Here is an 18563-nt window from a genome sequence, read left to right as displayed (position 1 = left end):
CCATGGGAAAGACCACCGGCTTTATGGAATACGAGCGCATCGAGGAGGGCTACAAGCCCGTGCCCGAGCGCCTGAAGCACTACAAGGAGTTCGTGATCGGCCTGGACGAGTCGCAGGCCAAGATCCAGGGTGCGCGCTGCATGGACTGCGGCACGCCGTTCTGCAACAACGGCTGCCCGGTCAACAACATCATCCCGGACTTCAACGATCTGGTGTACCAGGGCGACTGGAAGAACGCGATCACCGTGCTCCACAGCACCAACAACTTTCCCGAGTTCACGGGCCGCATCTGCCCCGCACCCTGCGAGGCCGCCTGCACGCTCAACGTGAACGACGACGCCGTGGGCATCAAGTCGATTGAGCACGCGATCATCGACCGCGCCTGGGCCGAGGGCTGGGTGCTGCCGCAGCCGCCCAAGCACAAGACGGGTAAGAAGGTCGCGGTTGTCGGCTCCGGCCCGGCCGGCCTGGCCGCGGCCCAGCAGCTCGCCCGTGCGGGCCACGACGTGACGGTGTTCGAGAAGAACGACCGTGTGGGCGGCCTGCTGCGTTACGGCATCCCCGACTTCAAGATGGAGAAGTCCCACATCGACCGCCGCGTCGAGCAGATGAAGGCCGAGGGCGTGGTCTTCCGCACCGGCGTGCTGGTGGCCGCGAAAGACGGCATGGGCAAGGATTCCAAGGTCACGAACTGGGCCAAGGACACCGTGTCGCCCGAGCAGCTGCAAAAAGACTTCGATGCCGTGCTGCTGGCCGGTGGTGCCGAGCAGTCGCGCGACCTGCCTGTGCCGGGCCGCGATCTCGACGGCGTGCACTTTGCGATGGAATTCCTGCCGCAGCAGAACAAGGTCAACGCAGGCGACAAGCTCAAAGGCCAGATCCGCGCCGAAGGCAAGCACGTGATCGTAATCGGCGGTGGTGATACCGGCAGCGACTGCGTGGGCACCAGCAACCGCCATGGCGCGGCCAGCGTCACGCAGTTCGAGCTGATGCCCATGCCGCCCGAAGAGGAGAACCGCCCGCTGACCTGGCCGTACTGGCCGTACAAGCTGCGCACCAGTTCCAGCCACGAAGAAGGCTGCACGCGCGAGTTTGCCATTGCCACCAAGGAATTCATCGGTGAAAAGGGCAAGGTCACGGGCCTCAAGACCGTGCGCGTCGAATGGAAGGACGGCAAGATGGTCGAGGTGGCGGGCTCGGAGCAGACGCTCAAGGCCGACCTCGTACTGCTGGCCATGGGCTTTGTGAGCCCGGTTGCGCCCATCATCGAGGCCTTTGGCGTGGACAAGGACGCCCGCGGCAACGCCAAGGCCACGACCGACTTCGACGGTGGCTACAAGACCAATGTGCCCAAGGTGTTCGCCGCGGGTGACATGCGCCGCGGGCAGTCGCTGGTGGTGTGGGCGATCCGTGAGGGTCGCCAGGCCGCGCGCGCCGTGGACGAATTCCTCATGGGGTTCTCTGACCTGCCGCGCTGATCCCTCACGGATCGCCCTGCGGGCGCGTGGATGAAGCACCAGCCTTGCCGGCCAGTGCGCGTGAGGGTCGCCAGGCCGCGCGCGCCGTTCATGAGTTCCTCATGGGGTTTTCTGACCTGCCGCGCTGATCCCTCACGGATCGCCCTGCGGGCGCGTGGATGAAGCACCAGCCTTGCCGGCCGGTGCGCGTGAGGGTCGCTAGGCCGCGCGCGCCGTTCATGAGTTCCTCATGGGGTTCTCTGACCTGCCGCGCTGATCCCGCACGGATCGCCCTGCGGGCGCGTGGATGCAGCACCAGCCATGCCGGCCGGTGCGCGTGAGGGTCGCCAGGTCGCACGGGCCGTTCATGAGTTCCTCATGTAGTTCTCTGACCTGCCGCGCTGATCCCTCACGGATCGCCCTTCGGGCATGTGGATGAAGCACTGGCCATGCCGGCCGGTGCCGCCTTGCCCAGCAAGCGCTTCGATGCCGCTCGCGACAGGGCGCTTCCAAGCCAAGAGGTCCACCGCGCGTACTGGGCCGAGGCATCTCCTATCGCAGTGCGTGGGTTCCCAGGGGGCTCGCATCCGGTTGCGGGTAATCCCGTATCATCCCCCGCAGCCGGTACGACCGGCTTTGCTTTTTGGGACATGGACGCCTGCACACCGCCCCCGCTGGTTGAACTGCGCCACGTGAGCTTCGGCTACGGGGATCGGGTGATCCTGCGCGACCTGAGTCTGCAGGTGCCCCGTGGCAAGGTCACGGCGCTGATGGGGGCCTCGGGCGGTGGCAAGACCACCGTGCTGCGGCTGATCGGCGGTCAGCAGCGCGCCCGGCAGGGCCAGGTGCTGTTTGACGGGCAGGACGTGGGCCGCATGGACGCCACGTCGCTGTACGCCGCGCGCCGCCGCATGGGCATGCTGTTCCAGTTCGGAGCTTTGTTCACTGACTTGTCGGTGCTTGAAAACGTGGCCTTTCCGCTGCGCGAGCACACCGACCTGCCCGACCGTCTGGTACGTGATGTCGCTCTGATGAAGCTGCAGGCCGTGGGCCTCCGTGGCGCGCGCGATTTGATGCCGTCGGAGATTTCGGGGGGCATGGCCCGCCGCGTGGCGCTGGCCCGCGCCATTGCGCTCGACCCCGAACTGGTGATGTACGACGAGCCGTTTGCCGGCCTCGATCCGATCTCGCTGGGCACGGCGGCGCAATTGATTCGCCAGCTGGGCGACACGATGGGCCTGACCAGCATCGTGGTGTCGCACGACCTGGACGAAACCTTTCGCATCGCCGACCACGTCGTCATCCTCGGCCAGGGCGGCGTGGCCGCGCAAGGAACGCCCGACGCGGTGCGGGCGAGCACCGATCCGCTGGTGCGCCAGTTCGTGCAGGCGCTCCCGACCGGCCCGGTGCCGTTCCACTACCCCGGCCCCAGCATGGACGAAGATTTTGCGCCGCAAGGCCGGAGTCGCAGATGAGCGGATGGCGTCCTGCCGACGTGGGCTTGGCCACCCGCACGCTGCTCGCCGATGTGGGTCTGGCCACGCGGCTGTTTGTGCGCCTGGTGGCGCTGGTGGGCGTCGCCCTGCGCCGCCCGGCACTGGTGCGCGACCAGGTGCATTTTTTGGGCAATCACTCGCTGGCGATCATCGCGGTGTCGGGCCTGTTCGTGGGCTTTGTGCTGGGGCTGCAGGGCTACTACACACTGCAGCGCTACGGCTCGGCCGAGGCGCTGGGCCTGCTGGTGGCGCTGTCGCTGGTGCGCGAGCTGGGACCTGTGGTGTCGGCGCTGTTGTTTGCAGGCCGTGCGGGCACCTCGCTCACGGCCGAGATTGGTCTGATGCGTGCGGGCGAGCAGTTGAGCGCCATGGAGATGATGGCGGTGGATCCTGTGCGCCGCATCCTCGCGCCGCGCTTCTGGGCGGGTGTGTTCACGCTGCCGTTGCTGGCCGCGGTGTTCAGCGCGGTGGGCGTGATCGGCGGCTGGGTGGTCGGGGTGGTGCTGATCGGCGTGGACTCCGGTGCCTTCTGGAGCCAGATGCAGGGCGGCGTCGATGTATGGAACGACGTTGGCAACGGCGTGCTCAAAAGCATCGTGTTCGGCTTTGCCGTCACCTTTGTGGCGCTGCTGCAGGGCTATCGGGCCAAACCCACGCCCGAGGGCGTGGCCAAGGCCACCACGCGCACGGTGGTCATGGCCTCTCTGGCGGTGCTGGCGCTCGACTTTGTGCTGACCGCATGGATGTTCAGCCTCTGAACCAACAAGGAGCGAATCGGTGCAACGATCCAAGAACGACATCTGGGTAGGGCTGTTTGTGATGCTCGGCGCTGCGGCGCTGGTTTTTCTGGCGCTGCAATCGGCCAACCTGCTTGGGCTGCAGTGGCAGTCGGGCTACAGCGTCACGGCGCGGTTTGACAATATTGGCGGCCTCAAGCCCCAGGCGGCCGTGCGCAGTGCGGGCGTCGTGGTCGGCCGTGTGGAGTCGATTGCGTTCGATGACAAGACGTTCCAGGCGCGGGTGACGCTGTCGCTGGACCCGCGCTACGCATTTCCCAAAGACAGCTCGCTCAAGATTTTGACCAGCGGGCTGCTGGGCGAGCAATACATCGGCATCGAGGCCGGCGCGGACGAGCGCAACCTTGCGGCTGGCGACACCATCACGTCCACGCAGTCGGCCGTGGTGCTTGAAAACCTGATCGGTCAGTTCCTGTACGGCCGGGCCGAAGAGGGTGGATCCTCCAGCGGCGGGAGCATCAAATGACGTTTCTCATCCCACGCCTTCCAGCACGCGCCTTGCTGGGCCTGTGCGCTCTGGTGCTCTCGGGCTGCGCCACCGTGGCCCAGCCCGATCCGCGCGATCCCTTCGAGTCGTACAACCGCGGCATGACCTCGTTCAACGAGCAGGTCGACGCGATGGTGCTGAAGCCGGTGGCCACGGCCTACCAGGAGGCGGTGCCGTCGCCCGTGCGCACGGGCGTGCGCAACTTCTTTGCCAATCTGGGCGATGTGTGGTCGTTTGTGAACAACGTGCTGCAGTTCAAGCCCGAAGGCGCGGCCAGCAGCTTCATGCGGGTGAACGTCAACACCTTTTTTGGTCTGGGCGGTGTGCTGGACGTGGCCAGCGAGCTGGGCATCGAGCGCCACAAGCAGGACTTCGGCCTCACGCTGGGCCACTGGGGCGTGCCCACAGGGCCGTACCTAGTGCTGCCGGTGCTGGGGCCTTCGACCGTGCGCGACACGGTCGCCTTGCCGGTGGACATGCGCGGCAACGTGGTGCGCCATGTCGATCCGGTGTCGTCGCGCAACAGCCTGTACGCGCTGGGGGCTGTGGACGCGCGGGCCAACCTGCTGCGCGCAAGCCGTGTGCTGGACGACGCGGCGCTCGACAAGTATTCGTTCACGCGCGACGTGTTTCTGCAGGTGCGCAGCCAGACGGGCGATACGCGCCGCGACGACCCCGCGGCCGACGACGGGGTGCTGCCGCCGGAGCCAGAGCCTGCGCGCTGAAACCGTTGCAATTGCTTGCAAGCCGCGACACACCCGACGCAGCGATGGCCGCAGACCTGCCGAGAATCCAGCCATCGCCTTTTGATTCCTGAAAGACTTTGACCATGACCCTCACCCGCCGCCAGTGGCACCGTGGCGCGGCCGCCCTGGCTGCCGCTTGGTGCCTGGGCCCAGTGACCGCCCATGCCGACGAGACCCCCGACGCCTTGGTGCGTCGCTTGTCCACCGAGGTGCTGGATGCCGTGCGGGCCGACAAGGCCGTGCAGGGCGGTGACATCGGCCGTGTGATCGCGCTGGTGGACCGCATGGTCATGCCTCATGTGAACTTCCGGCGCATGACGGCTGCGGCCGTGGGCCCGGGCTGGCGCCAGGCCACGCCTGAGCAGCAGCGACGGCTGCAGGACGAGTTCAAGGTGCTGCTGGTGCGGACCTATGCGGGCGCGCTGGCGCAGGTGAGCGACCAGACCATCCAGGTCAAACCACTGCGCGCCGCCGCGGGCGATCAGGACGTGCTGGTGCGCACCGAGATCGTGGGTCGGGGCGACCCGATCCAGCTCGACTACCGGCTGGAGAAAACCCCGGGCCAGGGCGCGGGCTGGAAGATCTACAACCTCAACGTGCTGGGCGTGTGGTTGGTGGAAACCTACCGCGGCCAGTTTGCGCCCGAGATCAACGCCCGTGGCGTCGATGGTCTCATCGAGGCGCTGTCCGCCCGCAACAAGAACAATGCCCAGCGTGGCTGATTCAACGCCTGCCGCAGTGCCCTTGCCCGCCGTGCTCACGCAGCACGAGGCGCGCAGTGCGCTGGCGCAGCTGCTGCAGGCGCTGGCATTGCCGGGGCGGCAGCCCGCCGGGCAGACGCTGGTGCTCGACGGCCAGGCGCTGCAGCGGTTTGATTCGACCGCCTTGGCGGTGCTGCTCGAATGCCGGCGCGAGGCCTTGCAGCGCGGCCACAGCCTGCGGGTGCAGGCCTTGCCCGAAGGGCTGTGGAAGCTCGCGGGGTTGTACGGCGTACAGGGCTTGCTCGACCCCCACCACGCTTGAGCGTTGCCGCCTCGCCAGGCGTGCGCCGGGGGCTTGCTGCGTGCGACCCTGCGGCCGGGTCGGGCGGGCCCAGGCCGTAAAATCCCGTAATCTCATGCCCGCCGTTTCCTTCCAAGCCGTCTCCAAGACGTATCAGACCCCCAAGGGGCCCTTCCAGGCCTTGCGCCAGGTGAACCTGGACATTGAGGAGGGCGAATTCTTCGGTCTGCTCGGCCCCAACGGAGCGGGCAAAACCACGCTCATCAGTATTCTGGCTGGTCTGGCGCGGCCTACCGCAGGCCGCGTGCTGGTGCAGGGAGCCGATGTGCAGGCCGAGTTCGCTGACGCGCGCCGCCGCCTCGGCGTGGTGCCGCAGGAGCTGGTGTTCGACCCGTTCTTCAACGTGCGCGAATCGCTGCGCATCCAGTCGGGCTACTTCGGCGTGAAGCACAACGACGCCTGGATCGACGAACTGCTGCACGAACTCGGCCTGACCGACAAGGCCAGCGCCAACATGCGCCAGCTTTCGGGCGGCATGAAGCGTCGCGTGCTCGTGGCCCAGGCGCTGGTGCACAAGCCGCCCATCATCGTGCTCGACGAGCCCACGGCCGGGGTCGACGTGGAGCTGCGCCAGACCCTCTGGCAGTTCATTGCCAAGCTCAACAAGCAGGGCCACACGGTGCTGCTGACCACGCACTACCTTGAAGAGGCCGAGGCGCTGTGCGGCCGCATTGCGATGCTCAAGACCGGGCAGGTGGTGGCGCTGGACCGCACCAGCAACCTGCTGCGTTCGGCCTCGGGCAGCGTGCTGCAGTTCAAGACCGACCAGGAGCTGCCGCCGCCGCTGCGCGCGCTGGCGCGGGTCACGGGCCGCATTGCCCAGCTGCCCGCGCACGATGCGCGCGAGATCGAACAGCATCTGGCCGCGCTGCGCACGGCCGGCGTGGAGGTGCACGACATGGAGATCCGCCGGCCCGACCTGGAGGATGTGTTCCTGCAAGTGATGTCGGGCACGGGGTCGGCCAGTCAGTCTGCCGAAGCGGATGCGTCCGCCGCCGCCCCGGGCCGCCCCCAGCAAGGCACGGCCACCGTGGGGGACGGCCAGGGCACATCGGTACAGAGCATGGGGGCACAGAAATGACCGGCTGGCAGACCCTGTTCTACAAGGAAGTGCTGCGCTTTTGGAAGGTGAGCTTCCAGACCGTGGCCGCGCCCGTGCTCACGGCCGTGCTGTACCTGCTGATTTTTGGCCATGTGCTCGAAGACCATGTGAAGGTGTACGACAGCGTGAGCTACACCGCCTTCCTGGTGCCAGGCTTGGTGATGATGAGCGTGCTGCAAAACGCATTTGCCAACAGCTCATCGAGCCTGATCCAGAGCAAGATCATGGGCAACCTGGTGTTCATCCTGCTCACGCCGCTGTCGCACTGGGCCTGGTTTGTGGCCTATGTGGGCTCGTCGGTGGTGCGCGGGCTGGTGGTGGGGCTGGGGGTGTTCATCGTCACGCTGGCTTTTGCGCGGCCCGAGTTCGCTGCGCCCGTGTGGATCGTGGTGTTTGCCCTGCTGGGGGCTGCGCTGCTGGCCACGCTGGGGCTGATTGCGGGGCTGTGGGCCGACAAGTTCGACCAGCTCGCAGCCTTCCAGAACTTCATCATCGTGCCCATGACCTTCCTGTCGGGCGTGTTCTACTCCATCCAGTCGCTGCCCAAGTTCTGGCAGGCCGCCAGCCACCTGAACCCGTTTTTCTACATGATCGACGGTTTCCGCTACGGCTTCTTCGGCCAGAGCGACACCTCGCCCTGGCTGAGCCTGGGCATCGTGGGCGTGGCCTGGCTGGCTGTAAGTGCGTTCGCCGTGCACCTGCTGCGCTCGGGCTACAAAATCCGCCATTGACGGGGCACGGCGGCACCCGCGGGGTGCTGCGCCGCCTTTCTCACCTGTTTGAACCGACATGACCGCCGACCAACTCAAGGACATCATCCGCGCCGGCCTGCCCTGCGACCACATCGCGCTCGAAGGCGACGGCCGGCACTGGTTTGCCACCATCGTCTCGGCCGAGTTCGAAGGCAAGCGCGCCATCCAGCGTCACCAGCGCGTGTACGCCACGCTGGGCAGCAAGATGCACACCGACGAGGTGCATGCGCTGTCGATGAAAACCTACACCCCGGCCGAGTGGGCGGCCCGGGCTGCCTGACCATCTGCTATAAAAATAATAGCTGCTCGTGGTTAAAAAATAAGCACGAGCGGCCGATTTGATCGAAAGTCACGACACATGGACAAACTCCTGATCCGCGGCGGCCGCGCGCTGGCCGGCGAGGTGCTGGTCTCGGGCGCCAAGAACGCGGCGCTGCCGGAGCTGTGCGCCGCGCTGCTCACGGCCGAGCCGGTGACGCTGCACAACGTGCCGCAGCTGCAGGACGTGAGCACCATGCTGCGCCTGCTGCGCAACATGGGTGTGCAGGCCGAGCGTTCGGACGACGGCACGGTGCGCATCGATGCGTCGTCGCTCACCAGCCCCGAAGCGCCGTACGAGCTGGTCAAGACCATGCGCGCCTCGGTGCTCGCGCTGGGTCCGCTGCTGGCGCGCTTTGGCGAGGCCACGGTGTCGCTGCCCGGCGGCTGCGCGATCGGCTCGCGCCCGGTGGACCAGCACATCAAGGGCCTGCAGGCCATGGGCGCCGAGATCGTGGTCGAACATGGCTACATCATTGCCAAGCTGCCCGCGGGGCGCACCCGCCTCAAGGGCGCGCGCATCACCACCGACATGGTCACCGTGACCGGCACCGAGAACCTGCTGATGGCCGCCACGCTGGCCGAGGGCGAGACGGTGCTGGAAAACGCCGCGCAGGAACCTGAAATCGGCGACCTGGCCGAGATGCTGATCGCCATGGGCGCGCAGATCGAGGGGCATGGCACCAGCCGCATTCGCGTGCAGGGCGTGGAGCGCCTGCACGGCGCCACGCACCGCGTGGTGGCCGACCGCATCGAGGCTGGTACCTTCTTGTGCGCCGTAGCGGCGGCCGGGGGCCAGGCGCTGCTGCGCCACGGCCGTGCTGACCACCTGGACGCCGTGATCGACAAGCTGCGCGAGGCCGGCGTGCAGGTCGAGGCCGTACCCGAGGGCATCCGCATCCAGAGCCCGGGCGCGGCCCAGCTGCGCGCGCAGGGCTTCCGCACCACCGAGTACCCGGGCTTTCCCACCGACATGCAGGCGCAGTTCATGGCGCTCAATGTGGTGGCGCAGGGCACATCGACGGTCACCGAAACCATCTTTGAAAACCGCTTCATGCACGTCAACGAGATGCTGCGCCTGGGGGCGCGCATCCAGACGGATGGCAAGGTTGCGGTCATTGAGGGCCTGGGCGGCAGCGGTGCGCGCCTGTCGGGCGCTGCGGTGATGGCCACCGATTTGCGCGCGTCGGCCAGCCTGGTGATCGCCGGCCTGGTGGCCGACGGCGAAACCCTGGTGGACCGCATCTACCACCTGGACCGCGGCTACGACCGCATGGAAGCCAAGCTGCGCGGCCTGGGTGCCGACATTGAACGCATTGCATGAAGAACAACCCCCTGAGCGGCTTCGCCGCTTCCCCCTTCTCTCACGCTGCGCGTGGGACGGGGGACGCCGCCGGTGCACGCCAGCGAAGCGCCGCTTGGCCGGCTTGGCGGCCCTGGCACGGCGGCCCGCACTCTCGGCGTCCCGTGTTCAACCGTGCGGGGCGAAAAGAAGAACATCGGAGCAGATGAAATGACCATCACCCTGGCCCTCTCCAAGGGCCGCATCTTCGACGAAACCCTGCCACTGCTGGCCGCCGCCGGCATCCGCGTGCTGGAAGACCCGGACACCTCGCGCAAGCTGATTCTGCCCACCGACCAGCCCGACGTGCGCGTGGTGCTGGTGCGTGCGAGCGACGTGCCCACCTATGTGGAATACGGCGGTGCCGACCTGGGCGTGACCGGCAAGGACACGCTGATCGAACACGGCACGCAGGGCCTGTTCCAGCCGCTCGACCTGCAGATTGCGCGCTGCCGCGTGAGCGTGGCCGTGCGCGCCGACTTTGACTACCAGCACGCCGTGCGCCAGGGCGCGCGCCTGCGCGTGGCCACCAAGTACACCAGCATCGCGCGCGACTTTTTCGCGGCCAAGGGCGTGCACGTGGACATGGTCAAGCTCTACGGCAGCATGGAACTGGCGCCGCTCACCGGCCTGGCCGATGCCATCGTGGACCTGGTGTCCACCGGCAACACGCTCAAGGCCAACAACCTTGTCGAAGTCGAGCGCATCATGGACATCAGCTCCTACCTGGTCGTGAACCAGGCAGCGCTCAAGCTCAAGCAGGCGCGCCTGCGCCGCATCATCGACGCCTTTGCCTCCGCCATCCGCAAGGACTGACCCCGCCATGACCCTGTCTGCCACGCCCCTACGCCTGAGCACCGCCGCCGCCACCTTCGAGGCCGACTTCGCGGCCCGGCTGCACTGGTCGGCCGACACGGACGCGGCCATCGAACAGCGCGTGGCCGACATCCTGGCCGACGTGCAACAGCGCGGCGATGCGGCCGTGCTCGAGTACACGGCGCGCTTCGACGGGCTGCAGGCCGAGGGCCTGGCCGCGCTGGAGCTGACGCAGGCCGAGCTGAAGGCGGCTTTCGACGCGATCCCCGCGGTGCAGCGCGACGCCCTGCAAGCCGCCGCCCGCCGCGTGCGCAGCTACCACGAGGCGCAGAAAAAGGCCTCGGGCGAGAGCTGGAGCTACCGCGACGAAGACGGCACGCTGCTGGGCCAGAAGGTCACGCCGCTGGACCGTGTGGGCATCTACGTGCCCGGCGGCAAGGCCGCGTACCCGAGCAGCGTGCTCATGAACGCCATTCCCGCCCACGTGGCAGGCGTGCCCGAAATCATCATGGTGGTGCCCACCCCGCGTGGCGAGCGCAACCTGCTGGTGCTGGCCGCGGCCTACGTGGCAGGCGTCACGCGCGCCTTCACCATCGGCGGCGCGCAGGCCGTCGCCGCGCTGGCCTATGGCACGGCCACCGTGCCCAAGGTCGATAAGATCACCGGCCCGGGCAATGCCTACGTGGCCAGCGCCAAGAAGCGCGTGTTCGGCACCGTGGGCATCGACATGATTGCAGGCCCCTCGGAAATCCTGGTGCTGGCCGACGGCAGCACGCGGCCCGACTGGGTGGCCATGGACCTGTTCAGCCAGGCCGAACACGACGAACTGGCCCAGTCCATCCTGCTGTGCCCGGACGCGGCCTACCTCGACGCCGTGCAGCGCGAAATCGACCGCCTGCTGCCCACCATGCCGCGCGCCGAGATCATTGCCAAGAGCCTGAACGGCCGCGGCGCGCTGATCCTCACCCGCAGCATGGAAGAGGCCTGCGCCATCAGCAACCGCATCGCGCCCGAGCATCTCGAAGTCAGCAGCACGGACCCGCACCGCTGGGAGCCGCTGCTGCGCCACGCCGGTGCGATCTTTCTGGGCGCCTACACCTCCGAAAGCCTGGGCGACTACTGCGCAGGCCCCAACCACGTGTTGCCCACCAGCGGCACGGCCCGCTTTTCGAGCCCGCTGGGCGTGTACGACTTCCAGAAACGCTCCAGCCTCATCGAAGTGAGCGAACGCGGCGCCGAGAGCCTGGGCCGCATCGCCTCGGTGCTGGCCCACGGGGAGGGCCTGCAGGCCCACGCCCGTGCCGCCGAGATGCGCCTGCCCGGAGACACCGCATGACCACCCCACGCCCCGACCCGCTCGACCGCATCCGCCCCGATGTGCGGGCCATGCACGCCTATGTGGTGCAGCCGTCCACCGGCATGCTCAAGATGGACGCCATGGAAAACCCCTTCCGCCTGCCCGCGCACCTGCAGGCGGCGTTGGGCCAGCGCCTGGGCGGGCTGGCGCTCAACCGCTATCCCGGCGACCGCGTGGCCGACCTGAAGGCGGCCCTGGCGCGCTACGCAGGCTTGCCCGAGGGCCATGGCATGGTGCTGGGCAACGGCTCGGACGAGCTCATCACGCTGTTGGCCCTGGCCTGCGCGCGGCCAGGCACGGGCGAGCGCGCCACCATGGTCGCGCCCATGCCGGGTTTTGTGATGTACCCCATGAGTGCCCAGTTGCAGGGCCTCGATTTCGTGGGCGTGCCGCTCACGGCCGACTTTGAGCTGGACGCTGACGCGCTGTGCGCCGCGATTGCGCAGCACCGCCCGGCCATCACCTACATCGCCTATCCCAACAACCCCACCGCCACGCTGTGGGACGAGGCGGCCGTGCTGCGCGCCATCGACGCCGCAGCCGCCGTGGGCGGCCTGGTGGTGATGGACGAGGCCTACCAGCCGTTTGCACGGCGCAGCTGGATCGAGAACATCCGCGCCGAGCCCGCGCGCCATGCGCACGTGCTGCTCATGCGCACGCTCAGCAAGTTTGGCCTGGCCGGTGTGCGCCTGGGCTACCTGATGGGCCCGTCCGCGCTGGCGGCCGAGATCGACAAGGTGCGCCCGCCCTACAACGTGAGCGTGCTCAACTGCGAGGCCGCGCTGTTCGCGCTGGAGCACGCCGACGTGTTTGCCGCCCAGGCGGCCGAACTGCGCACCGAGCGCGGCCGCCTGGTGCAGGCCCTGCGCGCGCTGCCCGGGGTGGAGCGCGTGTGGGACAGCGAGGCCAACATGGTGCTCGTGCGCGTGGCCGATGCGGCCCGCACCTGCGAAGGCATGAAACAGCACAAGGTGCTGGTCAAGAACGTTTCTACAATGCACCCGTTGCTTGCCCGCTGCCTGCGCCTGACGGTGGGCAGCGCCGACGACAACGCCCACATGCTTGCCGCACTCCAGGCCTCGCTATGACGTCCTCCGCACTGGTTCCCTCGACCCCGGCCGACCCCAACGCCGACCGCGTGGCCGAAGTCACACGCAACACTTCCGAGACCCGCATCACCGTGCGTGTCAACCTCGACGGCACGGGCGAAGCCCGGCTGAACACGGGCATCGGCTTTTTTGACCACATGCTCGACCAGATCGCGCGCCACGGGCTGATCGACCTGCACGTGGACTGCGCGGGCGACCTGCACATCGACGGCCACCACACGGTGGAAGACGTGGGCATCACCCTGGGCCAGGCCTTTGCGCGCGCCGTGGGCGACAAGAAGGGCATCCGCCGCTACGGCCATGCCTATGTGCCGCTCGATGAAGCGCTGTCGCGCGTGGTGGTCGATTTTTCGGGCCGCCCGGGGCTGCACCTGCACATTCCGTTCACCAGCGGCATGATCGGCGGCTTCGACACCCAGCTCACCTACGAATTCTTCCAGGGCTTCGTGAACCACGCGGGCGTGACGCTGCACATCGACAACCTCAAGGGCGTGAACGCGCACCACCAGTGCGAAACCGTGTTCAAGGCCTTTGCCCGTGCGCTGCGCGCTGCGCTGGAACGCGACCCGCGCGCCGCAGGCGTGATTCCGTCCACCAAGGGCAGCCTCTGACGTCTTGCTGCGGCACAGCATAAAAAGCCTTGCTCGTGCTTGTCAGCGCTTGATTGTTTGCTATGAATAACGAAGCAAAGACCGTGGCCGTCGTGGACTACGGCATGGGCAACCTGCGCTCGGTGTCGCAGGCCGTGCAGGCGGCGGCCGCCGGTAGCGGCTGGACGGTGCTGGTCACGCAGCGGCCCGAAGACGTGCGCGCCGCCGCTCGCGTGGTGCTGCCCGGCCAGGGCGCGATGCCCGACTGCATGCGCGAGCTGCGCGAATCCGGCCTGCAGGCCTCCGTGCTCGAAGCCGCAGCCACCAAGCCGCTGTTTGGCGTGTGCGTGGGCATGCAGATGCTGCTGGACCACAGCGCCGAAGGCGACACCCCGGGCCTGGGCCTGATCCATGGCCAGGTGCGCAAGTTCGAGCTGGCGGGTCGCACCCAGCCCGACGGCAGCCGCTTCAAGGTGCCGCAGATGGGCTGGAACCGCGTGCGCCAGGTGCCGCATGGCGGTGCGGTGCATCCGCTGTGGGCCGGTATTCCGGACCAGAGCTGGTACTACTTCGTGCACAGCTTCTATGCGTCGCCCGACAATCCGACCCATTGCGCGGGTGAAACCGACTACGGTGCCCCCTTTGCGGCCGCCGTCGCGCGCGATAATATTTTTGCCACGCAGTTCCACCCGGAGAAGAGCGCGGACCACGGCCTGGCGCTGTACCGCAACTTCCTGCACTGGAATCCCTGATCCACCCACCCTCCGTTTCCCGGAAGCTCCACCAACCGTTCGGGCCGCGCACAGCCGTGGTCCGTTCCAGCGAACCACCATGTTGCTCATCCCCGCCATCGACCTCAAGGACGGCCACTGCGTACGCCTCAAGCAAGGTGATATGGACCAATCCACCACCTTTGGGGAAGACCCGGCCGCCATGGCCCGCCGTTGGGTGGACGCTGGCGCGCGCCGCCTGCACCTGGTGGACCTGAACGGGGCCTTCGCGGGCACGCCCAAGAACTTCAGCGCCATCAAGTCCATCCTGAAGGAAGTCGGCGACGACCTGCCCGTGCAATTGGGCGGCGGTATCCGCGACCTGGACACCATCGAGAAGTACATCGACGGCGGCCTGCGCTACGTGATCATCGGCACGGCCGCGGTCAAGAACCCGGGCTTTCTCAAAGACGCCTGCGTGGCCTTCGGCGGCCACATCATCGTGGGTCTCGATGCCAAAGACGGCAAAGTGGCCACCGACGGCTGGAGCAAGCTCACGGGCCATGAAGTGGTGGACCTGGCCAAGAAGTTCGAGGACTGGGGCGTCGAATCCATCATTTACACCGACATTGGCCGCGACGGCATGCTCTCGGGCATCAACATCGAGGCCACCGTCAAGCTCGCGCAGGCGCTGACCATTCCGGTGATCGCATCGGGCGGCCTGGCGGGCATGGCCGACATCGAAAAGCTCTGTGCCGTGGAAGACGAAGGCGTGGAAGGCGTGATCTGCGGCCGCGCCATCTACAGCGGCGACCTGGACTTTGCGGCGGCCCAGGCCCGCGCCGACGAACTCAACGGCTGATCCGCAAGGCGGCAGCCTGCCAGCGCTGCGGCCTGTTTGCCCTCCGGCGCTTGCGCGTGCTCGGCCGGTGGGTACCAACCCTCTTTTTTGCCCTGTCCTTCATGCTTGCCAAACGCATCATTCCTTGCCTTGACGTGACCGGAGGCCGGGTGGTCAAGGGCGTGAACTTCGTCGAACTGCGCGACGCGGGCGACCCGGTGGAAATCGCCGCACGCTACAACGCGCAGGGGGCGGACGAGCTCACTTTTCTGGACATCACCGCCACCAGCGACGGGCGGGACCTGATCCTGCCGATCATCGAGGCTGTGGCAAGCCAGGTGTTCATTCCACTCACCGTGGGCGGTGGCGTCCGCACCGTGGAAGACGTGCGCCGCCTGCTCAACGCCGGGGCCGACAAGACCAGCTTCAATTCGGCTGCGATTGCCAACCCGGACGTGATCAACGCGGCCTCGGCCAAGTACGGCGCGCAGTGCATCGTGGTGGCGATCGATGCCAAGCGCCGCACGGCCGAAGACGCGCAGCGTGTGGGCGCCGACGGCCGCCCGGTCGGCCCGGGCTGGGACGTGTACAGCCACGGCGGGCGCAAGAACACAGGCCTGGATGCCGTGGCCTGGGCCACCGAGATGGCGCGCCGCGGCGCAGGCGAGATCCTGCTGACCAGCATGGACCGCGACGGCACGAAGTCGGGCTTCGATTTGGACCTGACGCGTGCGGTGAGCGACGCCGTGAGCGTGCCGGTGATCGCCTCGGGCGGCGTGGGCAACCTCGACCACTTGGCCGACGGCGTGCAGCAGGGCGGGGCCGACGCGGTGTTGGCCGCAAGCATCTTCCACTACGGCGAATACACCGTGGGCCAGGCCAAGCAGCGCATGGCCGAGCGCGGCATTCCGGTGCGGCTGTAAGCGCGTGGTGGGGGGCACGGGTCACACCCGTGCCACGGATGACCTCCTCAGGCCCAGCCGTGGCGCTGCAGCCACTGCAGCAGGTGCCGGTTCACGGTGTCGGGCGCTTCCATGGTCAGCATGTGGCCGCAATCGGCAATGCAGTGCCATTCGGCCCGCGGCACCAGGGCCGCAATCTCCTGCGAGCACTCGCGCGGCGTGAGCGCGTCGCTGTCGCCGCAGAGCACCAGCACCGGGCAGCGCAAGGCTGGCAGGTGCGTGCGCGCGTCGGGCCGTGCCATGACAGCGCGGTTCTGGCGAATCAGTACCTCCGCCCCGGCGTCGAGCACAAAATCCAGATACGTCTGCACCAGCGCGGGCTGCGCAGCCTGTCGCGGGTGGAAAGCCAGCGCCACGTTGGGCTCGATCACCTCGCGCAGCTTGCCTTGCGCAAACAACGCGATGGCACCCTCGCGCAGCGCGTGCATCTCGGGCGTCTCTGGGCGGGCTGTGGTGCCCAGCAGGGCCAAGCCAGCCACACGTTCGGGGGCCTGGCGGGCTGCCTCCATGGCGATCATGCCGCCCATGGACGCGCCACACAGCAACAAACGCCCGGGGTTCTGGGCCAACACTGCTGCGGCCATCGCTTCGATCGTATCCAGTTCCGGCTTCTGTGCTGCCAGGCTCACCCGGGCCTCAAGCGGCCCAGGCATGGCGGGCTGCTGATGGGCCCACATGCGGGCATCGGCCGCCAGGCCAGGAATGAAAATCAGCGTCGGCAGGGCAGTGGTCATGCGGATAACGAAGAGGCCGTGGTGCGCTGGGAGCGCACCAGATCGTGGACGAATTGCAGCTTGTGCATGGCGCCGGCCGACAGCGCAAACGGGTACGCGTCGTCCTGCCCCAGGCTGCGGTTGAGGCTGTTGAGCATCAGCGTCAGGGGCACCCATTCGCGCACCATCGCGTCAAACGGGCGCTCGGGCGCTGCAAACGGATCGTGCACATGAAAGCGCTGGGGCGACTGCGGGTCGGGCACTGCAAAGCCGGCCGAATAGCTGGCGGCGGTTTCGAGCAGGTCGATCAGGTGCAGGTAGTGGGCCCAGGTTTCGGCCCAGTCCTCCCACGGGTGTGCGGTGGCGTAGGCGCTCACATGCTGCGCTTCCCATCCGGCAGGCGGGCCGCCGCGCGCATAGTGCGCCCTGAGCGCGGCTGCGTAGTCGGCGCGCTCATCGCCAAAGAGTTGCCGGAATGCGTCCAGAGGCCCACCGTCGCGCACCAGGCTGTCCCAGAAGAAGTGGCCTGATTCGTGCCGCAGGTGGCCAATCAGCGTGCGATAGGGCTCTCCCATGGCCACCCGGCGCCGTGCGCGTTCGTCGTCGTCGGCTTCGGCCACATTGAGCGTGATCATGCCGTTGAGGTGGCCGGTGAGCACCGCAGGCTTGCCCGGCTGATCAGCCAGAAACTCGAAGCGCGGGCGCCGCGCGGCGTCCGGATGCTCCAGGCCCAGCCGCGCCAGTGTGTAAAACAGATGGCGCTTGGCCGCCTCGATCTTGCGCCAGCGCCGCAGGTGGGCCGGATCGGCCAGATTGGGCAGGGTGCGCGTCTGGCGGCATGACGCGCACCAGGGGTTGGAGTCGTCGGCATCCACCGCAAAGTTGCAGGCTTGGTAGAGCGTGTGGTTGCGGCACAGCCGGTAGTACCGCACCGGGCCAGGCGTTGCTGGGGGCGCGTGTGCGCTCGCAGCCCCACGGGCGCGCAGTACGCCTGCAGCGCTCTCAGAGCCGGCAGGCTCCAGCGCGCGCATGGACAGGGTGTGAGGGTCGAACGCGAGTGTGCTGTGGCAGTGCAGACATTGCACGCTGTCGAAGAACACCAGATGGCCACAGTGGCTGCAGTTGAAGACCCGCATGCGCGCAGCTTATACCGAACCGGCTACCACGGGGGCGGTGGAGGGGGGCGTCCACAGCAAGGGGTGATCACCATCGTCAGACCCTTGGGCGCGCCGAATCTGCGCTGCGCTTGCATGCGGGCGCAGCGCCGGCCTCAGGGGCGCACCACGATGCTGTTGCGCACGTCCCGCACGCCCCTGGTGTTGCGGGCAATCGCTTCGGCCTGGTTCTTCTCAGCCTGCGACTTGGCAAACCCCGAGAGCTGGACCGTGCCATTGAGCGTCTCGACGCTGATCGACGTGGCTGCGACCGTACGGTCTTCGGCCATCCGGGCCTTGATGGCCGTGGTGATACCGGCATCGTCCACATACGCGCCCACCGTTTGTTGTTGGCGGGCGACCGAGCAGCCGGTACTGGCCAGCACGGTCAGGCCCAGGAGGACAGCGGTGGTTGCAATGCGCAGGGGTTTCATGGAAAGCTCCTTCAGGATGGGAATGGGATGCGAGATGCGATGAGAGGGATGCGATGGTGACCGTCTTGCGGGCGTTTGCGCAGGGTGGCATGTGTGTCCGGCTTTCAGATCCGGAATCCATGGGTCAGCCAGCCTTCGCGCACCCAGCCCATGATGCATGTCAGCACAGCCATGACAACGGACGCAGCGAACAGGGTCTTGGCAATGCCCACAGCCGCTGCAGCCGCGCCGCCCCATCCGAGCCAGGCCGGGATCAGGGCAATCACAAGTCGCCCGACCGCGCAGTGCAACATGGGCTTCTCCTTAGGCTGCAGGTGG

At 67.5% G+C, this 18563-nt stretch carries 22 protein-coding genes; 18 read left to right on the top strand and 4 right to left on the bottom strand.

Translation table 11 applies throughout. The features are described from left to right. Positions 1-2: 2 nt before the first annotated feature. The 18 genes from ABD866_RS07850 (at position 3) to hisF (ending at position 15905) form a co-directional block, all read left to right on the top strand. Entirely contained in the window at positions 3-1478 is a 1476-nt protein-coding gene (locus ABD866_RS07850) for a glutamate synthase subunit beta (RefSeq protein ID WP_345062925.1), read from the top strand. A 629-nt stretch (positions 1479-2107) separates the two neighbouring features. Continuing rightward, positions 2108-2932, top strand: coding sequence for an ABC transporter ATP-binding protein (locus ABD866_RS07845; RefSeq protein WP_345062923.1), 825 nt, complete (start codon positions 2108-2110; stop codon positions 2930-2932). Beyond that, positions 2929-3711: a lipid asymmetry maintenance ABC transporter permease subunit MlaE gene (mlaE, locus tag ABD866_RS07840; protein WP_345062921.1), complete on the top strand. Its 783-nt coding sequence runs from the start codon at positions 2929-2931 to the stop codon at positions 3709-3711. The genes ABD866_RS07845 and mlaE overlap by 4 nt, the downstream gene beginning before the upstream one ends. 19 nt (positions 3712-3730) lie before the next feature. Further along, the gene (mlaD, locus tag ABD866_RS07835; RefSeq protein ID WP_345062918.1) at positions 3731-4216 is read left to right on the top strand and encodes an outer membrane lipid asymmetry maintenance protein MlaD; all 486 of its coding nucleotides are present in this window, start codon (positions 3731-3733) and stop codon (positions 4214-4216) included. Continuing rightward, complete coding sequence (locus ABD866_RS07830; RefSeq protein WP_345062915.1) at positions 4213-4962, top strand: MlaA family lipoprotein; 750 nt, start codon at positions 4213-4215, stop codon at positions 4960-4962. Before mlaD ends, ABD866_RS07830 begins: the two co-directional genes overlap by 4 nt. 104 nt (positions 4963-5066) lie before the next feature. Further along, positions 5067-5705: an MlaC/ttg2D family ABC transporter substrate-binding protein gene (locus tag ABD866_RS07825; protein ID WP_345062912.1), complete on the top strand. Its 639-nt coding sequence runs from the start codon at positions 5067-5069 to the stop codon at positions 5703-5705. Then, positions 5698-6006 carry an STAS domain-containing protein gene (locus tag ABD866_RS07820; protein ID WP_425549561.1) on the top strand — a complete coding sequence of 103 codons (309 nt, stop codon included), beginning with the start codon at positions 5698-5700 and terminating at the stop codon, positions 6004-6006. The genes ABD866_RS07825 and ABD866_RS07820 overlap by 8 nt, the downstream gene beginning before the upstream one ends. A gap of 94 nt (positions 6007-6100) precedes the next feature. Then, positions 6101-7126 (top strand): ABC transporter ATP-binding protein, encoded by a 1026-nt coding sequence (locus tag ABD866_RS07815; protein WP_345062906.1) that lies wholly within the window; start codon positions 6101-6103, stop codon positions 7124-7126. Next, positions 7123-7878 carry an ABC transporter permease gene (locus ABD866_RS07810; protein ID WP_345062903.1) on the top strand — a complete coding sequence of 252 codons (756 nt, stop codon included), beginning with the start codon at positions 7123-7125 and terminating at the stop codon, positions 7876-7878. Before ABD866_RS07815 ends, ABD866_RS07810 begins: the two co-directional genes overlap by 4 nt. A 58-nt stretch (positions 7879-7936) precedes the next feature. After that, entirely contained in the window at positions 7937-8179 is a 243-nt protein-coding gene (locus tag ABD866_RS07805; RefSeq protein ID WP_345062899.1) for a BolA family protein, read from the top strand. A 78-nt stretch (positions 8180-8257) separates the two neighbouring features. Continuing rightward, the gene (gene murA, locus ABD866_RS07800) at positions 8258-9541 is read left to right on the top strand and encodes a UDP-N-acetylglucosamine 1-carboxyvinyltransferase (RefSeq protein WP_345062896.1); all 1284 of its coding nucleotides are present in this window, start codon (positions 8258-8260) and stop codon (positions 9539-9541) included. A 189-nt stretch (positions 9542-9730) separates the two neighbouring features. Beyond that, on the top strand, positions 9731-10375 hold the full coding sequence (hisG, locus tag ABD866_RS07795; protein WP_345062893.1) for an ATP phosphoribosyltransferase: 645 nt from the start codon (positions 9731-9733) through the stop codon (positions 10373-10375). A gap of 7 nt (positions 10376-10382) precedes the next feature. Next, positions 10383-11711: a histidinol dehydrogenase gene (hisD, locus tag ABD866_RS07790; RefSeq protein WP_345062890.1), complete on the top strand. Its 1329-nt coding sequence runs from the start codon at positions 10383-10385 to the stop codon at positions 11709-11711. Next, positions 11708-12820, top strand: a complete 1113-nt coding sequence (locus tag ABD866_RS07785) for a pyridoxal phosphate-dependent aminotransferase (RefSeq protein WP_345062887.1) — start codon at positions 11708-11710, stop codon at positions 12818-12820. The genes hisD and ABD866_RS07785 overlap by 4 nt, the downstream gene beginning before the upstream one ends. Further along, on the top strand, positions 12817-13452 hold the full coding sequence (gene hisB, locus ABD866_RS07780) for an imidazoleglycerol-phosphate dehydratase HisB (protein WP_345062884.1): 636 nt from the start codon (positions 12817-12819) through the stop codon (positions 13450-13452). Before ABD866_RS07785 ends, hisB begins: the two co-directional genes overlap by 4 nt. 62 nt (positions 13453-13514) lie before the next feature. Then, positions 13515-14183, top strand: coding sequence for an imidazole glycerol phosphate synthase subunit HisH (hisH, locus tag ABD866_RS07775; protein ID WP_345062881.1), 669 nt, complete (start codon positions 13515-13517; stop codon positions 14181-14183). Between the two features lie 79 nt (positions 14184-14262). After that, positions 14263-15003 carry a 1-(5-phosphoribosyl)-5-[(5-phosphoribosylamino)methylideneamino]imidazole-4-carboxamide isomerase gene (hisA, locus tag ABD866_RS07770; protein WP_345062878.1) on the top strand — a complete coding sequence of 247 codons (741 nt, stop codon included), beginning with the start codon at positions 14263-14265 and terminating at the stop codon, positions 15001-15003. Between the two features lie 101 nt (positions 15004-15104). Then, positions 15105-15905, top strand: coding sequence for an imidazole glycerol phosphate synthase subunit HisF (hisF, locus tag ABD866_RS07765; protein WP_345062876.1), 801 nt, complete (start codon positions 15105-15107; stop codon positions 15903-15905). A 47-nt stretch (positions 15906-15952) separates the two neighbouring features. Here the strand turns inward: hisF and ABD866_RS07760 are convergent, their stop codons facing one another. The 4 genes from ABD866_RS07760 to ABD866_RS07745 form a co-directional block, all read right to left on the bottom strand. Further along, a complete protein-coding gene (locus ABD866_RS07760) occupies positions 15953-16678 on the bottom strand; it encodes an alpha/beta fold hydrolase (RefSeq protein ID WP_345062874.1) in 726 nt (241 codons plus the stop codon). Continuing rightward, on the bottom strand, positions 16675-17793 hold the full coding sequence (locus ABD866_RS07755; RefSeq protein ID WP_345062872.1) for a zinc-binding metallopeptidase family protein: 1119 nt from the start codon (positions 17791-17793) through the stop codon (positions 16675-16677). Before ABD866_RS07755 ends, ABD866_RS07760 begins: the two co-directional genes overlap by 4 nt. A gap of 134 nt (positions 17794-17927) precedes the next feature. Next, complete coding sequence (locus ABD866_RS07750) at positions 17928-18245, bottom strand: BON domain-containing protein (protein ID WP_345062870.1); 318 nt, start codon at positions 18243-18245, stop codon at positions 17928-17930. 104 nt (positions 18246-18349) lie between these two features. Next, a complete protein-coding gene (locus ABD866_RS07745; protein WP_345062868.1) occupies positions 18350-18538 on the bottom strand; it encodes a DUF1328 family protein in 189 nt (62 codons plus the stop codon). Positions 18539-18563 lie beyond the last annotated feature (25 nt).

It is taken from the genome of Acidovorax lacteus, from assembly GCF_039540375.1.
GTDB classification, from domain to species: domain Bacteria; phylum Pseudomonadota; class Gammaproteobacteria; order Burkholderiales; family Burkholderiaceae_C; genus Acidovorax_G; species Acidovorax_G lacteus.
This window is presented reverse-complemented; position numbering and strand designations above follow the sequence as displayed.

Coding starts and splice junctions, on each gene's coding strand:
- ABD866_RS07850 (WP_345062925.1), top strand. CDS start 3: ATGGGAAAGACCACCGGCTTTATGGAATACGAGCGCATCGAGGAGGGC.
- ABD866_RS07845 (WP_345062923.1), top strand. CDS start 2,108: ATGGACGCCTGCACACCGCCCCCGCTGGTTGAACTGCGCCACGTGAGC.
- mlaE (WP_345062921.1), top strand. CDS start 2,929: ATGAGCGGATGGCGTCCTGCCGACGTGGGCTTGGCCACCCGCACGCTG.
- ABD866_RS07830 (WP_345062915.1), top strand. CDS start 4,213: ATGACGTTTCTCATCCCACGCCTTCCAGCACGCGCCTTGCTGGGCCTG.
- ABD866_RS07825 (WP_345062912.1), top strand. CDS start 5,067: ATGACCCTCACCCGCCGCCAGTGGCACCGTGGCGCGGCCGCCCTGGCT.
- ABD866_RS07815 (WP_345062906.1), top strand. CDS start 6,101: ATGCCCGCCGTTTCCTTCCAAGCCGTCTCCAAGACGTATCAGACCCCC.
- ABD866_RS07810 (WP_345062903.1), top strand. CDS start 7,123: ATGACCGGCTGGCAGACCCTGTTCTACAAGGAAGTGCTGCGCTTTTGG.
- ABD866_RS07805 (WP_345062899.1), top strand. CDS start 7,937: ATGACCGCCGACCAACTCAAGGACATCATCCGCGCCGGCCTGCCCTGC.
- murA (WP_345062896.1), top strand. CDS start 8,258: ATGGACAAACTCCTGATCCGCGGCGGCCGCGCGCTGGCCGGCGAGGTG.
- hisG (WP_345062893.1), top strand. CDS start 9,731: ATGACCATCACCCTGGCCCTCTCCAAGGGCCGCATCTTCGACGAAACC.
- hisD (WP_345062890.1), top strand. CDS start 10,383: ATGACCCTGTCTGCCACGCCCCTACGCCTGAGCACCGCCGCCGCCACC.
- ABD866_RS07785 (WP_345062887.1), top strand. CDS start 11,708: ATGACCACCCCACGCCCCGACCCGCTCGACCGCATCCGCCCCGATGTG.
- hisB (WP_345062884.1), top strand. CDS start 12,817: ATGACGTCCTCCGCACTGGTTCCCTCGACCCCGGCCGACCCCAACGCC.
- hisH (WP_345062881.1), top strand. CDS start 13,515: ATGAATAACGAAGCAAAGACCGTGGCCGTCGTGGACTACGGCATGGGC.
- hisA (WP_345062878.1), top strand. CDS start 14,263: ATGTTGCTCATCCCCGCCATCGACCTCAAGGACGGCCACTGCGTACGC.
- hisF (WP_345062876.1), top strand. CDS start 15,105: ATGCTTGCCAAACGCATCATTCCTTGCCTTGACGTGACCGGAGGCCGG.
- ABD866_RS07760 (WP_345062874.1), bottom strand. CDS start 16,678: ATGACCACTGCCCTGCCGACGCTGATTTTCATTCCTGGCCTGGCGGCC.
- ABD866_RS07755 (WP_345062872.1), bottom strand. CDS start 17,793: ATGCGGGTCTTCAACTGCAGCCACTGTGGCCATCTGGTGTTCTTCGAC.
- ABD866_RS07750 (WP_345062870.1), bottom strand. CDS start 18,245: ATGAAACCCCTGCGCATTGCAACCACCGCTGTCCTCCTGGGCCTGACC.
- ABD866_RS07745 (WP_345062868.1), bottom strand. CDS start 18,538: ATGTTGCACTGCGCGGTCGGGCGACTTGTGATTGCCCTGATCCCGGCC.